Genomic DNA, 17,067 nt, shown 5'->3' on the forward strand with positions numbered 1-17,067 from the left:
GGTCGACGCCCAGTTGATCGAAGACTTTGGGCTCAGCGGGCCGGGAACTCGTATTCGAGCAGGTAGGCGGAAGCAACTTTCACCGTGTCGCAGACCTCAACCGCCACGTCATTCGCGTCATATGCGGTTCGCAGCACTGTCAATACGGGAACGCCTGGTTCGAGTTCCAGTTGCCGCCGTTCTTCGGGAGTGGGCATTCGGGCTGCGACCTCCTCGGTGAAGTGACCGAGTACGTGGCCATTCTCTTCCAGTCGGGCGTAGATGCCCCCGGGCCCAGTGTCCACCTGCTCGATCCTCGTGCCTTCGGCGAAAGCAGCCGGGATGAAGGAGACCGCCGTTTCAACCGGTCGGCCATTCGCCAGGTAGCGGCGCGATCGCACGACGATGTCATCGTCCGGTGATAATCGAAGTCGTTCCGCTACAAACGAATTCGGCTTCTCGCGGCTCACCGCAATATTGTCGACTTGCGGCGAGTAACCCGATTTCTCGGCCTCGACGGTAAACGCCGCCTTGCCTGCCGCGCGATGCTGTCGCGCGAATCGATCCGACGCGAGCCGGCGGATGGGGGGCGTCGGGCGAATAAACACCCCGCGGCCATGCTGCGAGACGACCAGTCCCTCGGAACGAAGCTCCTGCACAGCTTGTCTTACCGTCATGCGTGCCACACCGAAATGCTCGATAAGTTCCGTCTCAGACGGCAGTCGTTCCCCGGGAGCTAGCCGGTTGGAACGGATCGCTTCTCGCAACATGCCCGCGATCTGCCGATATGGCGGCTTGTCATCGGCTCTGTCGATTTGTCCAAGTTGCAGCACCCGCTGGCCTTCCATCACATGTCTAGACGACTAGTCTAGGAAGCCAGTCAACCCGTGTCTCTTCTGCCGGCATCGAACAAGGAGGACCCCAGAAATGGCAACCTCGCCTAAGCACTCGGTCAGTGTCGCCGGCATCGTAGTGCGTGACGATGATCGCGTTCTCGTGATCAGGCGGGACGACAACGGCCACTGGGAAGCCCCTGGTGGTGTACTCGAACTAGGCGAATCTTTTGAGGACGGTGTTCGGCGCGAAGTCCTTGAGGAAACCGGATTGACGGTGAAGGTAGAACGTCTCACCGGCGTTTACAAGAACCTGACCCATGGGATTGTCGCTCTGGTCTACCGCTGCCATCCGGCCGATGGGGACACTCACCCCACTGCGGAAGCCCGCGAGGTTCGTTGGATGACAAGGGAGGAAGTTCAGTCAGCGATGAATCCTGCATTCGCGGTGCGTGTACTGGACGCGTTCGACGAAGAAACTCATTCGCGGGTCCATGACGGCGTCAACCTCGTGTCGGGCTGCTAGGGGTCCACTACACGCTGTCCGGATGTAATCCGAACAGTGCTTGATAGAACACTGCTCGCTTTGGGGGCGCTGGCTCGACCTCGCCCGGACGAGCCTGCACGCATCCCAGGAACGCACTAGACGACGGCGCATTCGCCGGTTTGTTCCGGACGATAAGTTTCGTGAACGCTTCGATGTACTCGAGCGCCGCTCGGATGAGGGTGAAACCGGTTGTCGCAAGGTCGGCCACCATTGACGAACCGGTAAAGGGCGAAACAGGTTCGGTCTGCCACACTCCCAGCGCGTCGTAGTGGTGCTGAGTCATCTCATTGTCGGCACCGAGGGCTAACTCGGGAATCACACTGAGATTCAGCGCCACGTTCATCGTGTTGCCGTAGCTGCGGCCAGGGTGGGTGTCGACGGCAAGAACGCCATCGTGGATGTGATTCCTCAACTGCTTGCAGAGCCACGCATACACCCGCAGGCGCGTCACGTCACCCAAAAGTGACTGGTCGTACTGCGTTCGCACTTCCTTGTCGATGAAGGTCCGCGAGTCGAGTGATCCCCGAGCCTTTTTCCGATCAACTGACGGGTCGACCATCGCTTGGTAAGCACGCCCGAAAATATCGAAAACTGCTGCAAGATAGAGTAATTCACGGTCAAAAGCTTCAGCGGTAGCCTCGGCAACATCTTCGTTCCGCTTCCCGTCCAGCGGGTTCGACAGCGCGGCCAGCAGATCGTCGAACGCGCGCGCTGCACGTCTCAGGCGGATGCGAACCGACGTGAATGCCTCTGCGGCCTCAGGTCCACCTTTAGCGGCAGCCGCAAACATTGAAGCGGCATCGAAGTATGGCAATCCGCTGACCGTGCCCCAGTCGTAAAGATTGACGATGGTCGCAGTCGACTCCGTCGTCTCCCAGCTTCCGCCACCCACCAACATGCCGCGCTCGACCGTCACAACCGGATTGCTAGTCACCCGCAAGTAGTGACCGATGAGTGGTACAGCCGCGTCGGGTGTCACGCTGACGACCACATCGTTGTCGGCGACATCTGTTCGTCCCGCAGTGGGGGCGGTGGTGACGATGGCATCGATGCCAACAGCCCCGGCGGCGGCAGCATAGGCAGCTGCACGATGTCGCTGATCGAGCGTCAACGGGGGGAGGCCGTCCGGCGCATCGTGCTCATCGAGCTGCTGGTACGCGGCGAAGAACCGAGCCTTGGACCAGGCACGGTAGCTCTCGCCACGAGCGGTGCTGACGGAGAACTCGGCCGCGTCGCAGAACTTGCCTGCGTCAGCTACGTTCGTGAAATTGACGGTGTGGCAAGGCGGTTCATCGAGCAACTCGGTCCACCCGCTCGGAGCTTCCGTTGCCGCCGGGATCAATAGGTGCACCTCGATCTCGTCGCGCGTCAGGAACCCGGTGATGTAGCCCTCCTCCGGCGGCTCCGCGATGGTCCCGACATCAATGCCCAGCCGCACCGGGCGCGTTGCCGGCCTCAATGGGTACAGAGGCTCCAACTTCGAGTCTCTCGTCGGCGGCCGAACGTAGCGCATGAAGCGCCAGTTGGGCCGGCCGGATGGGATGGTGATCGCCATATTGGGATGGTCGCACTTGGGGATGACAACTCAGATCGGTCCGTAGTGTTCGCATTCCGACGACTGCATGCATACGGCAGGTCAACCGACCGCAGCCACACCAGAGCCGCACGGCAGGGGAGGCGCGCGAGCGCATTGATCGAGGTTTGCAGCGCATTCTTGATGCATGGAACGCCCGCGATAGCGCATAGGAATACTAATAGTATCGTTGCGCTACTATCGGTAGCATAGATGGGACTCACCGACGCGTCGAAGGGGGCGGTTATGCACACGCAATGGATTGAGCAATGCACCGTTCAGCGAGTCTCGCTGCACGAAGGGCTCATACTCGACCTCGACGGTTACAACGAATTGGTGATTTCCCGACCGCTGCGACTGACCCTCCCGCCGGCAGGAGCCTGGCCGTCGGATGAAGTGTTGATCGACCCCATCAACCTTTCGCCCGAGGAGCGGCCACTGTTGGACCTTGCCGGAGCGATCTGCACGCGCGCCTGGTGCGACGACGACGGGGCCTTACATCTCTGTTTCTCCCCCGGCCACCGCATCGACGTCGACCCGGATGCGGCGGCGACCTCGTGGGAACTCTATGGCAAGTGCCACGGCTACATGGCGTGTCTGCCGCGAGGTCGCGTCCGAGCGATTCGGCACGACCTTCCTGTCGACGAGAATGACTTAGACGCAACACAATCAGTGGCCATGGCGCATCAGTAGCCGCGCGCCTGGCGACAGGACGGCACAAGCGCCGAAGGCGTGCGAACGATAGATCGAGCCATCTCGATGGGTGTCCGACGTGTCAGCCGGGGCGGGTGCAGGTTCGCTGGATGCTTACGTCGGGGTCCTTGTGGTGCGGTCGAGGAAGTCGGTGACCGCGGCGGTAAACGCGTCGTTGTTGTCGCCGGCAACCATGTGACCGGTGCCGGTGACGTCCGTCGTTTCGGCGTGCGGGACGAGCTGGAGGAATTCGTTGACGGTTTCCTGGGAGACTACGTCTGACAGTGCGCCGCGTACTAACAGCGTTGGGGCCGTGATTCGACGTGCTCCTTCGGCGAGAAATCCGCTGATGGCGTCGAACTCCTCGCTGCCTGTCATGAGATTGCCTTGCAGGACATCGAAGTTGGAGCTGATGAACGCTGGGTCCCAGCGCCAGATCCATCGTCCGTCGCTACGTTGCCGCAGGACCTTGTGCAGGCCGTCGAGATTTTCGGGTCGCGCGCGCCGGGGGTTGTATTCGGCGATGATGTCGGCGGCGTCATTGAGTGAGCCGAATCCGTCGGGGTGGGCGGCCATGAATGACACGACGCGACGGGCTCCATGAAATTCGATCCGCGGGGTGATGTCGACCAGGACAACGGCTGCCCAGAGGTCGGGTGGGGCCAGCAGATGGGTAGCGAGGATGATCAGCCCACCCAGCGACGCGCCGACGACGGCGGGGGGACTGTCGGCGCTGACGTGTCCTCGTACCGAGATCAGATCGGATACGAACCGTTCGACGTCGTATTGTCCGCTCGGGTCCCAGTCGCTGTCGCCGTGACCTCGTGTGTCGTAGGCGACGACGGTGTAGCCGTGGGAATGGAGTCGACGGGCGGTGGTGGCCCACGCGTGACGGTTCTGACCGCCGCCATGGAGGAGCAGCACGACGGGGCGAGTCGCGGCGTGCTGGTAGCAGTCGGCCACGAGAGTGATCCCGTCGCTGGTGCGGATGCGCTCCTGGCTAATTGTCATGTGGTCCGATGTGGTCGGCCGTTGTGAGTCAGGGGTTTCCGTTGCGGCCACCAGCTCGCTTCGCGCAGCAGTGTGGCGATCGCGGGAACGGTGAGGGTGCGAACGACGAAGGTATCCAGAAGTAGGCCGCAGCCAATGATGAATCCGGCTTGGATCATGATCGCGATGGAGCCGACGATCAGGCCGAACATGCTGGCGGCGAAGATGAGCCCGGCCGAAGTGATGACTGAGCCGGTGTTTGCGACGGTTCGCAGGACGCCGACGCGAATGTTGTGGGTCGATTCTTCGCGTAGTCGCGAGATGAGCAGCATGTTGTAGTCGGCGCCGACGGCCACCAGGATGATGAACGCTAGAAGCGGTACGGGCCAGGCGATTTCCTTGCCGAGGCCATATTGAAAGACGAGGGTTCCCAGTCCGAGCGCGGCGCCGTAGTTGAGCACGACGGTACCCAACAGGTAGAGCGGGGCGACCAGGGCGCGCAGCAATACGACCAAGATGAGGCCGACGATGACGAGGGTCGCAAAGGCCAGCTGATGAAAGTCGGCGGCGAGCAGGCGTTGGATGTCGGAGTTGACGGCGGGGAATCCGGCCATCGACACCGTGGCGTTGGCCAGCGAGGTGTTGGGTCGTGCGGCATCGGCGATCTCGGTGATTTTGTGGGCGAGGTTCATCGCGTCGCTGCTGTAGGGGTCGTAACTGGATTCGATGGCGAAACGCGCGGTCTTGCCATCAGGTGACAGGAAGTGCTTTGCGACGTCGGCGAATTGGCGGTTCTCGAAGGCATTGGTGGGAAGGTAGAAGCCGCTGGCGTTGTCTGAGCCGGCGGTGGTTCGTGCGGAATTCTGCAGTTGGGTGGCGATTTGGCTCATGCCCGACAGCATTTCGATGTTGCTGTCGGCCAGGGTGTGCACGCCGGTGGCGAGGGCCTGTGCGCCGGAGGCGAGTTGGCTGATGCCGCTTTGGAGGCGGCGGATGTTGCCGGCCAGGTCGGCGGGGTCGCCGAGTGCTCCGAAAGCCTTGTCCAGCGACGTGATTGCGTTTTGGACGTCGGCCACGGTGCCGGCCGCGGTGTCGCTGCCGGGCTGGTAAAGGTCGCCGAGGTTGGCGAGCTGGTTGAAGAAGCCGGTATGGCGCAGGGTCACCAGGATCTGCACCTGGTCGCGGAGTTGGGCGCATTCCGGTGTGGTCGCACACCATGGGGAGGTGTTGAGCGCAGCAACGAGCGGGTCGATGGCGGCGATTGCGTTTTGGGCTTGGTCGGCTTGCTGGCGCAGTCCCGGACCGGTTCGGATGGCTTGGTCGACGGCCGGGGCGGTAGCCGAAAGCTGCTGTAGCAGCGGACGGAACCGCTGGACTTGGGATCCACTGGATTGGGCCTGGGTGAGGATCCCGGTCAACGGTGTCAACGCGGTGCGCAAGGTGGTGTCCAGTTGCGCGAGACCGCCGGCGAGTTGGTCGGCGCCGTGGGTGAGTTTGGCCAGGTCATCCTTATGGGCGTCTCCCTTGGCGACCGCGCCGGCCATCTTGTTACCGATCTGGCCGTTTTGCCACGACAGTTGAGCCTGGTCCAGGCGTGCGCCCGTGGGCCGGGTGACACCGGAGACCTTGGTGACACCAGGCAGTTGCGAGACCCGAGACGCCATTTCATCCAGGTCGGCCAGGGCCTTGCTGGTGCGCATATCAGTGGGCGATTCAACCAGCATGAATTCGGTGATGATGACGTCCTTGCGAAAGTGGCGGTCCAGCAGGTGATACCCCTCATTGCTGGCGGTGGTCGCCGGCTGTCCTTGGCGATCGTCGTAGCTGATGTGCATAGTCAGCGCGACGGCCGCCAGGCCTAGCACCAGGGCCAGACTGGCGACCAGCAGTGGAACGGGTCGACGCACCACGGCCACGGCGATCCAGTTCCAGTAGCGGCGTGTGCGGTCGGCCTTGGGTTCACCGATGCCGCGTTTGGCCGCCAGCGCCAACACCGGGGGAAATAAAGTCACCGTGGCCGCAAATCCGACAAAGACGGCGATTGCGCACGCGGGACCCAACGCGGCGAACACGCTCAACTTCGCGAACACCATGGCCAGAAACGCAAACGCCACGGTGGCGGCCGAAGCCAAAATCACGCGCCCGATGGTGGCGGTCGCGTTGATCACCGACAGATCCGGCGGGACGTTTTGGCGTCGCTGCTCGTGATATCGACTGATCAAGAACACCGAATAATCGGTGCCAGCACCCAGCAAGATCACCGTCATGAAGGCGATGGTGAACTGCGACACCGGCATGCCCGATTCACCCAACGCTGATAGCACTCCGCGCCCCACCGCCAGGCTCACACCGATGACCAGCAGCGGCAGCAACGCGGTAAACACCGACCGATACACGACCAGCAAAATCATCGCGATCAGGCCTGCCGTCGCGACCGAGATGACAACCAAATCCTCTTCGGCCGAAGCGATTTGATCGCGGAAGGTGGCCGGGGGCCCGGTGACGCGAACATCGGTGGGTGAGCCGCTGAATGCCTGGGCGGCGATCGTGCGGACCGCCTGGACCGATTCGGCAGCTTTGAGATCGCCCAGCGTTCCGGCCACTCCCACCGGCACATACCAGGCTTTGCCGTCTTGGCTGACTGCCTGGCTTGCGGTGACTGGGTCGGCCAACAAGTCTTGAACCAAGCGCACATGCTCCGAATCGGCACGCAACCGGGAAATCATCGCGTTGTAGCGTCCGCGCACCGGCGCAGTCAGGCCCGCCGGATCCTCCATCGCGACAAATATCGTCGTCTTGGATCCCTGCTCGCCGAAGGCCGCGCCCATGCGGTCTACCGTCTGAAGCGATGGCGCATCGCGCGGTATGAGATTCACTGACTGCTGTCTAACAACGGTTTCCAGCTGCGGGAACAGCACCGCCAGGGCAGCGGCGCTCACCACCCACATGCCGATGATCAGCACCTTATGTCGGATACTGAAACCCGCCAAGCGCGCTAGCCGATCGCTGTACGCGCCCTCACCGGCCGCAACCTTTTGAAGTCGCTCCCGAACAGGGCGACTCAAGGTCGCCACGCCCGAAGAGACCCACCCGTTGTCTGCCATCCCCCGCCCCGCTACTTCGAAAGAAATCAACGGTATCGCAACAGTACTACCAGTACCCTTCTACCTGCCCGGCGAAACCGCCACCGGTGTCCGAAGCTCTCTGATCGCCGCCGCGCAACCAGCCGCTTCAGGCGGTGACCAACGCGCCGTCGACGGTCCAGCATGTCCGGTACAGCGACACGTGATCCCTTTGCGCACAGGCGGTTTGACAATGACGATGCACCGACCCCGAAACAGTGACCGCTTCATGAACGGCGCAGGCGAAATCCCAGCCGGGAGATCAACCTGATCGGCTCGTCGCGCACGTGGTCATACATTTCCCGGTTCATCAACTCGTCGTCCAAGTAGGAGCAGGAGCGAGGAGGGTAGTGACGGGGACGAACGCGGCCGCGGTCATCAACCGGCGGCTGTCGGTGTAGGCGCCGAGTGATACCGCGGCGGACCAGCCTGAAATCGCGAACCCCCCGCGCCCACACATGCGTCTTGGTTAGCCCAAGCGGCACATTCATCGCCGACCAGCCCCGCCCGTCTGTGCGATTCCCCCTCGCGCCCGCCGGCAGAGTTCGTTCGTCCGCCACACGAACCGGCCTGTGGTGGCCGCGCCCTGAAGCTGCTCAACCAGGGATCGTCCGACCCGCTGCCCGATCATGCGTCCTCCTTCGCCCCACAGACCCCTACAGACAAGTGTACTAGTGGTATCGCTACGCTACTAGTAGTAGCGTAGCCGTCTAGGGGTCGAATCAATCGACCGATGCAGCCGCGATTCGGTGCCGGCCAGCTACGCGCGAGGTTTACGGTGACTACATGGAGCGCGACACCCTGGAATTCCCGGTCGACGACGATGATGACGTCGACCCGCGCCTGTTGCGCTCACGAACCCGGCTATTGGATGCGGCCACCAAACTCCTGAGCGCCGGCGGCATCGAAGCCGTCACCATCGACGCGGTCACCAAAGCCTCCAAAGTCGCGCGCACGACCCTGTATCGCCACTTCAGCAGCTCCACTCAACTGCTTGCCGCCACATTTGAAAGGCTGCTGCCGCAGGTCCACCCTGCACCGGAGACGGGATCGTTGCGCGACCAACTCATCGAACTGTTGAGCCGACAGGCCACGCTGTTCCAGGAGGCACCGCTGCACGTCACCACCCTGGCCTGGGTCGCGCTTGGCCGCACACCAAACGGCACCCAGGAAACCCACGACCGGCACGCGCTGCGCACACGGATCATCGACCAGTATCGCCAGCCATTCGATGCCCTGTTGCAAAGCCCCGAAGCCCGCGCCGACCTCGACGATTTCGACCCGGAGCTCATCCTGTGTCAACTCGTCGGGCCAGTGGCGTTTGCCCGACTCACCGGGCTGCGTGCCATCGATCGTCAAGACTGTGAGCGCATCGTCGATGACTTCCTCGCCGCGCACCGCCGCAAGGCCGATGAGCCCGCATCGTAGGCCACCGTCCGCAAACCCCTCTTTCCGCAGCAGCCGCTTCACTTTGTCCTCCAAGACTTCAGGACTTCATGCTCGACGGTGAGGTCTTTGATGGTTTCCCTATAGACCAACCGCCAACGTCACCAGCGGGCCTATGTCGCCGAAGCGTCTTCTGGTGCGGGGTGCAGCAGAAAGTAGGCGTTTAGGTCGATGTCTTAGCGACCGTCGGGCGCTATTGAGAAAGGTGCGTTGGATGTTGCAAAACTCGCGTGTTCTCCGAGGCTGTCTACGGCGATCCGCTTTGGTTCGCGTGGCCCAATCACATGAAGATCTTCTGCAACAACAAGGGCGTTGTCGCCAAGTCCACCCACGTGTGCAACAACTACCTTCCCCGGGGAAATGTCGGTCTGGAACTGGAGCTAACCCCGCCCTAGTCCCGCCGCGGTCGGGACTGCATGCACCTCAGCAATGCCTTAGTAGTGCGGTGAGGCCGCCGGGAACCGGTCGGTGGTCGCCGACTGCGGGTCATCTTGCCGGGGCAGCAGGTAGGCGCGAACCGCCGAACGTGGCCCGTAGGGCCGAAGTAGCTGGCTGGCCGGGCGAGTGCGTACTTGTTGCGGCCACCAGAACCAGCGCCCCAGCAGCGCGGCGACGGACGGCATCATGAATGAGCGCACGATCAGGGTGTCGAACAGCAGACCCAGGCCGATGGTGGTGCCGACCTGCCCGACGACTTTCAAATCGCTGAATATGAACGAGGCCATGGTGGCGGCGAAGACCAGGCCCGCAGACGTCACCACCGCACCGGTGCCGGCCATCGAGCGGATGATTCCGGTTTTCAAACCGGCACCGATTTCTTCTTTGAAACGGGACACCAGCAGCAGGTTGTAGTCGGATCCGACGGCCAGCATCAAGATGATGGACATCGCCAGCACCATCCAGTGCAGTTTGAAGCCGATGATGTCCTGCCACACCAGCACGGACAGTCCGAACGAGGCGCCCAACGAGATCAGCACCGTGCCCACGATGGTGACCGCGGCGACCAGGCTTCGGGTGATGATCAGCATGATGATCAAAATCAGGCTGGCCGCAGCTATTGCCGCGATCATCAGGTCGTATTTGGAGCCGTCGCGCATGTCCTTGTAGACCGCGGCGGTGCCGGCAAGGTAGATCTTGGCGCCCTCCAGCGGAGTTCCCTTGATGGCTTCCTTGGCTGCGTTCTTGATCGGCTCGACGTGCGAAATGCCTTCCGGGGTCGCGGGATCCCCTTCATGGGAGATGATGAAGCGGGCCGCGTGCCCGTCCGGCGACAGGAACATCTTCAGACCGCGCTTGAAGTCGGGGTTGTCGAAGACTTCCGGCGGGATGTAGAACGAGTCGTCGTTCTTGGCGGCGTCGAAGGCCTGGCCCATGGCGGTCGAGTTTTGGCTCATCACGTCCATCTGGTCATACAGCGACGACATCGAGCTGTGCATGGTCAGCATCATTTGCTTCATGGTCGTCATGGTGGCGATCATGGGCGGCATCTGCGCCAGCATCTGCGGCATCAAGGCGTCCAGCTGAGATATGTCGCCGGCAAGATAGGTGAATTTTCGGTGATCTGATCCAGACCGTCGAGCGCGTCGAAGAGGGATCGCAGCGACCAGCAGCCCGGGATGTCGAAGCAGTGCTTTTCCCAGTAGAAGTAGCTGCGAATCGGCCGGAAGAAATCATCGAAGTTGGCGATGTTGTCGCGCAATGTGTTTGTGACATCCAACATTTCATGCGTGAGGCCGTCCATGTGGTGGGTGACCGCGGCCATCTGCGAGGTGATGTTGTACATGCGCTGCATGGTGTCGATGGACTGTTGCATCGCGTCGGCCTGCTTGAGCATGTCGTCCATGCGCTGGTGCATGTACTGCTGGTTTTCGACCTGCGTGGTGTTTTGCATGCTGATCTGGAACGGGATTGAGGTGTGCTCGATCGGCGTTCCCAGCGGCCGGGTGATCGCCTGGACGCGCGCGACACCCGGGATGTGGAAGACCCCCCTGGCGATCCGGTCCAACACCAGCATGCCCGCCGGGTTGCGCATGTCGTGATCGGTCTCGATCATCAACAATTCCGGATTCATCCGGGACGCGGGGAAATGCCGTTCGGCGGCGGCGTAGCCGATATTCGCGGGGACGCTCGGGGGTAAATACAGCCGGTTGTCGTAATTGGTTTGATAACCGGGTAGGGCGAGTAGACCGATGAGGGCGATCGCGACTGACACCGCGAGAATTGGCCCGGGCCAGCGCACGATCGCGGTGCCCACCCGTCGCCATCCCCGGGTCCGCATCTTGCGCTTAGGATCGAACAGCTTGAAGAAACTGCCGACGGTCAGGACCGCCGGACCCAAGGTCAGCGCGGCAGCAACGGCGACCAGCATCCCGACCGCACAAGGGATACCCATAGTCTGGAAATACGGAAGCCGGGTAAAGCTCAGGCAATACATCGCACCGGCAATAGTCAGGCCAGAGCCAAGGACGACGTGCGCGGTTCCGTGGAACATGGTGTAGAAGGCTTTTTCGCGGTCCTCGCCTAGGCCGCGCGCCTCTTGATATCGGCCGAGAATAAAGATCGCATAGTCTGTCCCAGCGGCGATGGCCAACAGCACCAAAATATTAACCGCGAAGGTCGACAATCCCATGATGTTGTTGTAGGCCAGGAAAGCGACAACCCCCCGAGCCGCCATCACCTCGATCACCACCATGAACAACGTGCTGAACACGGTGATAATCGAGCGGTATACCCACAGCAACATCACGATGATCACCACGAAGGTGATGATCGTGACCTTCTGGAGGCTCTTTTGTCCGGCCCAGTGCTGATCGGCGATCAACGCCCCAGCGCCGGTCACATAGGCCTTGACCCCCGACGGCGCAGGCACGCTGTCCACGATCTTGCGGACCGCCGCGACAGACTCGCTGGCCAGGCTCTCGCCCTGGTTACCAGCAAGATACGCCTGCACATAGGCGGCCTTGCCGTCGGAGCTTTGCGAACCGGCGGCCGTCAGCGGATCCCCCCAGAAGTCCTGGACGTGCTGGACGTGTTTCGTGTCAGCCTCGAGTTTGCGGACGATCTGGTCGTAGAAATGGTGGGCCTCATCGCCCAGCGGCTTGTCACCTTCCAGCACGATCATGACCGCACTGTCACTGTTGAATTCGTTGAATACTTTGCCGATGTGCTTCATCGCTTGCATCGACGGCGCGTCCTTGGGGCTCATCGACACGGTGTGTTCTTCGGCGACCGCGTCCAGCGATGGAACCAAGACGCTGAGGACGACGACAAGCCCCACCCAGGCAAAGACGACGGGCACCGCGAGTTTGTGGACCGTTCGCGCGAAAACCGGCATATGCGGCAGCCCTGCGGCCCGGTCATCGGTCATGCGGACTTCACTATGCAGAACGTTTGCGCATTCATACCCTGACTCGACCTTTCGTCCTTGACCACCTCGTCCACGATGATCCGGCAGCCGATTTGGTTGCTGTCGCCCTGCGCGACGATGTTGACGCTCACCGAGGGCAGCGTCGAGGTAACCGAGAGCGTCCAGGGCAAAGGCACGTTGCTAGCTTTCTGGGGCTGGGCATTGATGTCCAAGTAGTTGATGTTGGCCACCGTCCCCGGGGGACCATAAACCTGGTAAACCACGCGCTTGGGATTGAACGGCTTGATCTCATCGGCGATGCCGCTGGTCATCGGGCGATTGTCGTGGACGCCGAAAAAGGTGCGAAGCCGCAGTACGCAGAAGCCCGCTACCGCCACCACCGCCACGATGACCAGGACGATCCACATTTTCTTCATCGCAGCGCCAACGTGAATCCTCCCCAGCCAACCATCTCCCGCTAGTTGGGCGCCCCACCGCCCGTTCGACTGGCTCGATCGCAACTTAGCGTTTGGCGCAAAGCCATTGCCGGCGGAAGGCTGCGCGGTCTCGCCTGGTTCCCGGCCATCGACAAGGTTGGCATCGTTTTCACCGGTTGCAGTTCGCCAAGCCACTGCGTCCTGGTCTCCTTTTCTGTTCATGAGGTTTCAGAGATGAGGCCGATGCACCTGGCGGTCAGCAGGCGGGTCAAGGCGGACGCGAAGCCCAGATTCCACTCGGGCGGAACGACTTGCGCGCCCTTTGCGTAGACATCGGTGAGCCGCTCTGGCGGGTTGGCGTCTGCCAGAGGGTGGCCACCAGCGAGTAGGCGGCCAACAGCATATCCAGTGATCCCGAACGGCCGAGCGCAGGCAACGAGCTCTCAATTGCGTCGGCGGGGATAGCGTCGCGGCGGTCCTGATCCGCTTGACCTCGACAACCCGTTCGTCGTCCACCTCGTGCTGCGACCGGCGTCTTGGTCCGCGCCGCACTTGAAGCCCTGCGCTACTGGCTGCTCTATGTTCCACGACCTGCGCGATGGGCGGATTATGCGCTGTTCTTTTCCGGCGCGGTGGTGAGATGACGGATAAACATCGCCACCTCCTCAACCGCGCGAAGCGCATCTGGGTTGACGTCGAAACCGAGCTGGAACATGTGCATCGCCTTGTGCCACTGCTGCACCCACACTGGTACGCCGTGAGCCCGCAGCCGGTCGGCCAGCGTGAGGGTGTCATTGAGCAGCATCTCGTGGGTGCCAACCTGGAGCAAAAATGGGCCAAGGCCATGCAGATCGGCCTCCGACGGCATCACTGGCGCCGCCCGGGTGCCGTTGACAGTACCGAAGACGTCATAGAGGAACTTCACCGTCATGAACGGAAACATCACGTCGCGATGGTCTTTGAGGGCCCGGTACTTCAGCCCCATATCCGACGACGTCAGCGGTGACATCAGCGCCTGACCCGCAGGCACCGGCAGCCCGCTGTCGCGGGCGGCCAGTGCGGTACCGGCAGCCACCATGCCACCGGCCGAATCTCCTGCTAGCACAATGCGATCCGCTGAAAAGCCGAGCGACATAACGTAGCGGTAGGCGTCGAGCCCGTCGGACACGGCATCCTCAAGGCGGGCCTGCGGGGCCAGCCGGTAACCGACATTGAATACCCGCGCGCCGGTCTCTTGGGAGAGCTTACCGACAAACCGCCGATGCGAATTGAGACCCAAAGTCACCAGCGCCGAGCCGTGGAAGTAGACGATAACCCGGTCGGACTGGCGGGCCGTCGGGAATACCACCCACTCGGCCGGACACTGTGGCAATGCGACGGGGGTCACTTGAGTTCCCGCCGGTGGCGGCACCACGCGCAGCGGTTTGTCGATGACGTCAAGGCGTGCACGCTGCAACAGGTGAGGACTGAAACGGTTGATGACTATGCCGATGACGGTCAAGGTAGCGAGCACTGGGCGCGCGAAGATAGCCGTCAATAACGCCAGCAGGCGCGACTGCCAGCAGATGGAGCCGAAGTGGGCGCTCGCGGGCCGATCCCGCCAATCAGACGAATTCACAGAGCCAACGGTATCAGGTACCGCATGTATTAGATACTATCTGTATGGGGTCCGCTGTAACGCGCGAAGGAGTGAGGACGGTAGCGGTCTGCACGTTCGACAGACCCCTCGCGATCGGACGGGAGGGGCCCAGATCGCCGACTTCACAATGCTAGCCTCGAGGTTTCATGTCGTTGGGGGTTGTGACGGCGTGTAATGCACGGAAGCGCCTGTCCTGCAGGGAATTCTTGGGATTGCTGAAGTCTCAAGATCCTCAAGCAGGAAGGCAACTCCGTAGGTGAAGCGTAACGCAGTTGGTGGGCTGGTCGTCGATGATGTCCGCGAGTCGTTGGTGACGTCATCGGGCGCGGCGATGATGAACGAGACGATCCGGGTTGCGGGCCTGGGGCTTGTCCTATCGAGGGCGCTGGGGCCGTGGCGGCTGGCGCGGGCCCGCCATGATCCGGGCAAGGTGCTGCTTGACGTGGCGATCGCGGTCGCGCTCGGTGGTGACTGTTTGGCCGATGTGGCCGCAGTCCGTGCGCAGCGCGACTTGTTCGGAGTCGTGGCCTCCGACCCGACTGTGTCTCGGTTGTTTGCGGCGTTGGCCGTCGATGACGCCACCACCGATGCTGCGGTCATGGCGCTGCGCTCGGCACACGCTGCAGCCCGTGACCGGGTCTGGTCACGGCGTCGGCCGCTGGCGGGAACACCGGGAACACGAGAGGGTGGGCAGGTCATCGTCGATATCGATGCCACCCTGGTGGCGGCGCATTCGGATAAGGAGGGCGCTGAGGCGACCCACAAGATGTCTTATGGGTTCGCCCCGATGTGCGCTTTTGTCGACCATGGCGAGCACGGCACCGGAGAAACTCTGGCGCTGGACCTACGCCCGGAAAGGCCTCGCCGTTCAATAGTTCTGATCACATCACAGTGCTGGGCGCCGCGCTGGAACAACTGCCCGCCGCCGAGCGGGGCCAGGTGCTGGTGCGCGCCGATGCCGGCGGGGCGTCTAAAGCATTCCTGCATCACCTCACCGACGCCGGATTGCACTATTCCATCGGGTTTCCCGCTCACGGCCCTGTCCAGGCCGCGATCGAGACGATTCCCGAGCAGGCTTGGGTGGCTGCGCTCGACAGTGACGGCGCACCTCGTGAGGGTGCGCAGGTCGCCGAGCTCACCAACTGGATGCCGACCCCGGTCAAACCCACCCGTTCGCCGGCCAAGTACGGCCCCCAGGAATGGCCACGCGGGATGCGAGTCATCGCCCGCCGTGAACGTCCTCACCCCGGTGCCCAGCTACGGCTGACCGACCATAACGGCTGGCGAATCACCTGCTTTGCGACCAACACTCGCGGAACCGGCTGGACGCTGCCGACCCTGGAAGTGCGTCACCGCCAACGCGCCCGCGCCGAAGACCGTATCCGCTGTCTGAAGGACACCGGCCTGCGTAACCTGCCTTTCCACAGCTACCGGGCCAACCGGATCTGGCTCGAAGTCGTCGCCCTGGCTGGCGACCTGATCGCCTGGACTCAAACCCTGGCCTTCGAGCGTCATCAACCCGCCCGCAGCCAAGATCGATCTCGTGACACGGACGGGTGTGATTTGTGATGAGTTTTGGGCGGTGGTCGAGCCGTTGATGCCGTCGCATGACGGTAAGCGAGGCAACAGGTTTCGTGATCACCGGCTGATCCTGGAAGCGATCGCCTGGCATTTTCGCACAGGATGCCCGTGGCGGGACCTGCCCGCCGAATTCGGGCCGTGGCAAACAGTGTGGAAACGCCATCACCGGTGGTCGCTGGACGGCACGTACGACGAGATGTTCGCCCGGGTCGCGGCCTCGTTCGGGTTCGACGCCGACGTGCACGCCGACATCGAAAAGCTGTTATCAGTCGATTCGACCAACGTGCGTGCCCATCAACGGCTCTTCGTAATTCAGAGTGCATTGACAAGTTGGTGGAGTGCTCCGCTGTGTAGTAGTGAGCGCCAACGGTAGTGGGTGAGGTTGCGGAATCCGAGGGCGTTGCGGCGCAATGCTTCCAGGCGGCCGTTGATGGCCTCGGTGGGTCCGTTGGAGACGTGGTGGTCGAAGAAGGCCAGGATGTCGGCGCGGCGGCGCGATAGCGTGCGGCCGAGTTGGGCGATCTCCTCCAATCCGGCGGGTACGCCGCGCCGTATCGACTCGATCAGCCTGGTCATTGCCTTCTTGCCGTGACGTCGGTTCGGGTCGGCGTAGGCGGCGATGATCTTCTGATAGATCAGCCAGGCGACCTTGACGGCGAGATGGTCGTCGCCGTCGAGCACCTCGGTCAGCCGGGTGTATTGGCGTGGGGAGAGCAGCTGCAGGCGGGTTCGGGCGATGCGCCGGATCCCATAGAGCGGGTCACCGGTGTGTCCGCGCCGACCCAGGGTCTGCTGCTGGATGCGTTGGCGGATCAGGTCGAGCTTGGTCCCGGCAAAGCCACAACGTGGAAGGGGTCCAGTCATGGTGACCGCGTCCGGGA

At 62.4% G+C, this 17,067-nt stretch carries 10 protein-coding genes and 5 pseudogenes; 6 read left to right on the forward strand and 9 right to left on the reverse strand.

Annotated features, from left to right (window positions below; all coding sequences use genetic code 11):
• Window positions 1-32: 32 nt before the first annotated feature.
• Window positions 33-827, reverse strand: coding sequence for a GntR family transcriptional regulator (locus tag W7U_RS24845; RefSeq protein WP_020821582.1), 795 nt, complete (start codon window positions 825-827; stop codon window positions 33-35).
• A gap of 79 nt (window positions 828-906) precedes the next feature.
• On the opposite strand from W7U_RS24845, the gene W7U_RS24850 reads away from it, so the two are divergent.
• A complete protein-coding gene (locus tag W7U_RS24850; protein ID WP_008263949.1) occupies window positions 907-1,338 on the forward strand; it encodes an NUDIX hydrolase in 432 nt (143 codons plus the stop codon).
• A 7-nt stretch (window positions 1,339-1,345) separates the two neighbouring features.
• On the opposite strand, the gene W7U_RS24855 is transcribed toward W7U_RS24850, so the two are convergent.
• Window positions 1,346-2,914, reverse strand: a complete 1,569-nt coding sequence (locus W7U_RS24855) for a hypothetical protein (RefSeq protein WP_224097130.1) — start codon at window positions 2,912-2,914, stop codon at window positions 1,346-1,348.
• 264 nt (window positions 2,915-3,178) lie between these two features.
• Here W7U_RS24855 and W7U_RS24860 point away from each other — a divergent pair, with 264 nt between their 5' ends.
• Window positions 3,179-3,625 (forward strand): DUF6188 family protein, encoded by a 447-nt coding sequence (locus tag W7U_RS24860; RefSeq protein ID WP_036429898.1) that lies wholly within the window; start codon window positions 3,179-3,181, stop codon window positions 3,623-3,625.
• Between the two features lie 114 nt (window positions 3,626-3,739).
• Here the strand turns inward: W7U_RS24860 and W7U_RS24865 are convergent, their stop codons facing one another.
• A complete protein-coding gene (locus W7U_RS24865; RefSeq protein ID WP_008263953.1) occupies window positions 3,740-4,636 on the reverse strand; it encodes an alpha/beta hydrolase in 897 nt (298 codons plus the stop codon).
• Entirely contained in the window at window positions 4,633-7,719 is a 3,087-nt protein-coding gene (locus W7U_RS24870; protein WP_170320644.1) for an MMPL family transporter, read from the reverse strand. Before W7U_RS24870 ends, W7U_RS24865 begins: the two co-directional genes overlap by 4 nt.
• An 804-nt stretch (window positions 7,720-8,523) precedes the next feature.
• Between W7U_RS24870 and W7U_RS24875 the strand changes: the two genes are divergently transcribed.
• Together W7U_RS24875 and W7U_RS26350 are read left to right on the forward strand one after the other, a co-directional pair.
• Window positions 8,524-9,165 carry a TetR/AcrR family transcriptional regulator gene (locus tag W7U_RS24875; protein ID WP_007172204.1) on the forward strand — a complete coding sequence of 214 codons (642 nt, stop codon included), beginning with the start codon at window positions 8,524-8,526 and terminating at the stop codon, window positions 9,163-9,165.
• Between the two features lie 239 nt (window positions 9,166-9,404).
• Window positions 9,405-9,567 (forward strand): annotated as a pseudogene (locus tag W7U_RS26350) (DUF5078 domain-containing protein); the annotation flags it as partial.
• A gap of 50 nt (window positions 9,568-9,617) precedes the next feature.
• On the opposite strand, the pseudogene W7U_RS24880 reads toward W7U_RS26350, so the two are convergent.
• The 4 genes and pseudogenes from W7U_RS24880 to W7U_RS24890 form a co-directional block, all read right to left on the reverse strand.
• Window positions 9,618-12,550: pseudogene (locus W7U_RS24880) on the reverse strand (MMPL family transporter).
• The gene (locus W7U_RS24885; RefSeq protein ID WP_008263966.1) at window positions 12,547-12,966 is read right to left on the reverse strand and encodes an MmpS family transport accessory protein; all 420 of its coding nucleotides are present in this window, start codon (window positions 12,964-12,966) and stop codon (window positions 12,547-12,549) included. Before W7U_RS24885 ends, W7U_RS24880 begins: the two are co-directional and overlap by 4 nt.
• Window positions 12,967-13,184: 218 nt before the next feature.
• Window positions 13,185-13,491 (reverse strand): annotated as a pseudogene (locus W7U_RS26875) (TetR/AcrR family transcriptional regulator); the annotation flags it as partial.
• 82 nt (window positions 13,492-13,573) lie between these two features.
• Entirely contained in the window at window positions 13,574-14,584 is a 1,011-nt protein-coding gene (locus tag W7U_RS24890) for an alpha/beta hydrolase (protein WP_033721600.1), read from the reverse strand.
• 277 nt (window positions 14,585-14,861) lie between these two features.
• Here W7U_RS24890 and W7U_RS25915 point away from each other — a divergent pair.
• Window positions 14,862-16,132 (forward strand): annotated as a pseudogene (locus tag W7U_RS25915) (IS1380 family transposase); the annotation flags it as partial.
• A gap of 16 nt (window positions 16,133-16,148) precedes the next feature.
• Window positions 16,149-16,484, forward strand: a pseudogene (locus W7U_RS25920) (IS5 family transposase); the annotation flags it as partial.
• A gap of 14 nt (window positions 16,485-16,498) precedes the next feature.
• On the opposite strand, the gene W7U_RS24900 reads toward W7U_RS25920, so the two are convergent.
• On the reverse strand, window positions 16,499-17,067 hold a 569-nt coding region (locus W7U_RS24900; protein ID WP_008263988.1), incomplete at its 5' end, for an ISL3 family transposase.

It is taken from the genome of Mycobacterium sp. H4Y, from assembly GCF_000364405.1.
GTDB lineage: Bacteria > Actinomycetota > Actinomycetes > Mycobacteriales > Mycobacteriaceae > Mycobacterium > Mycobacterium intracellulare.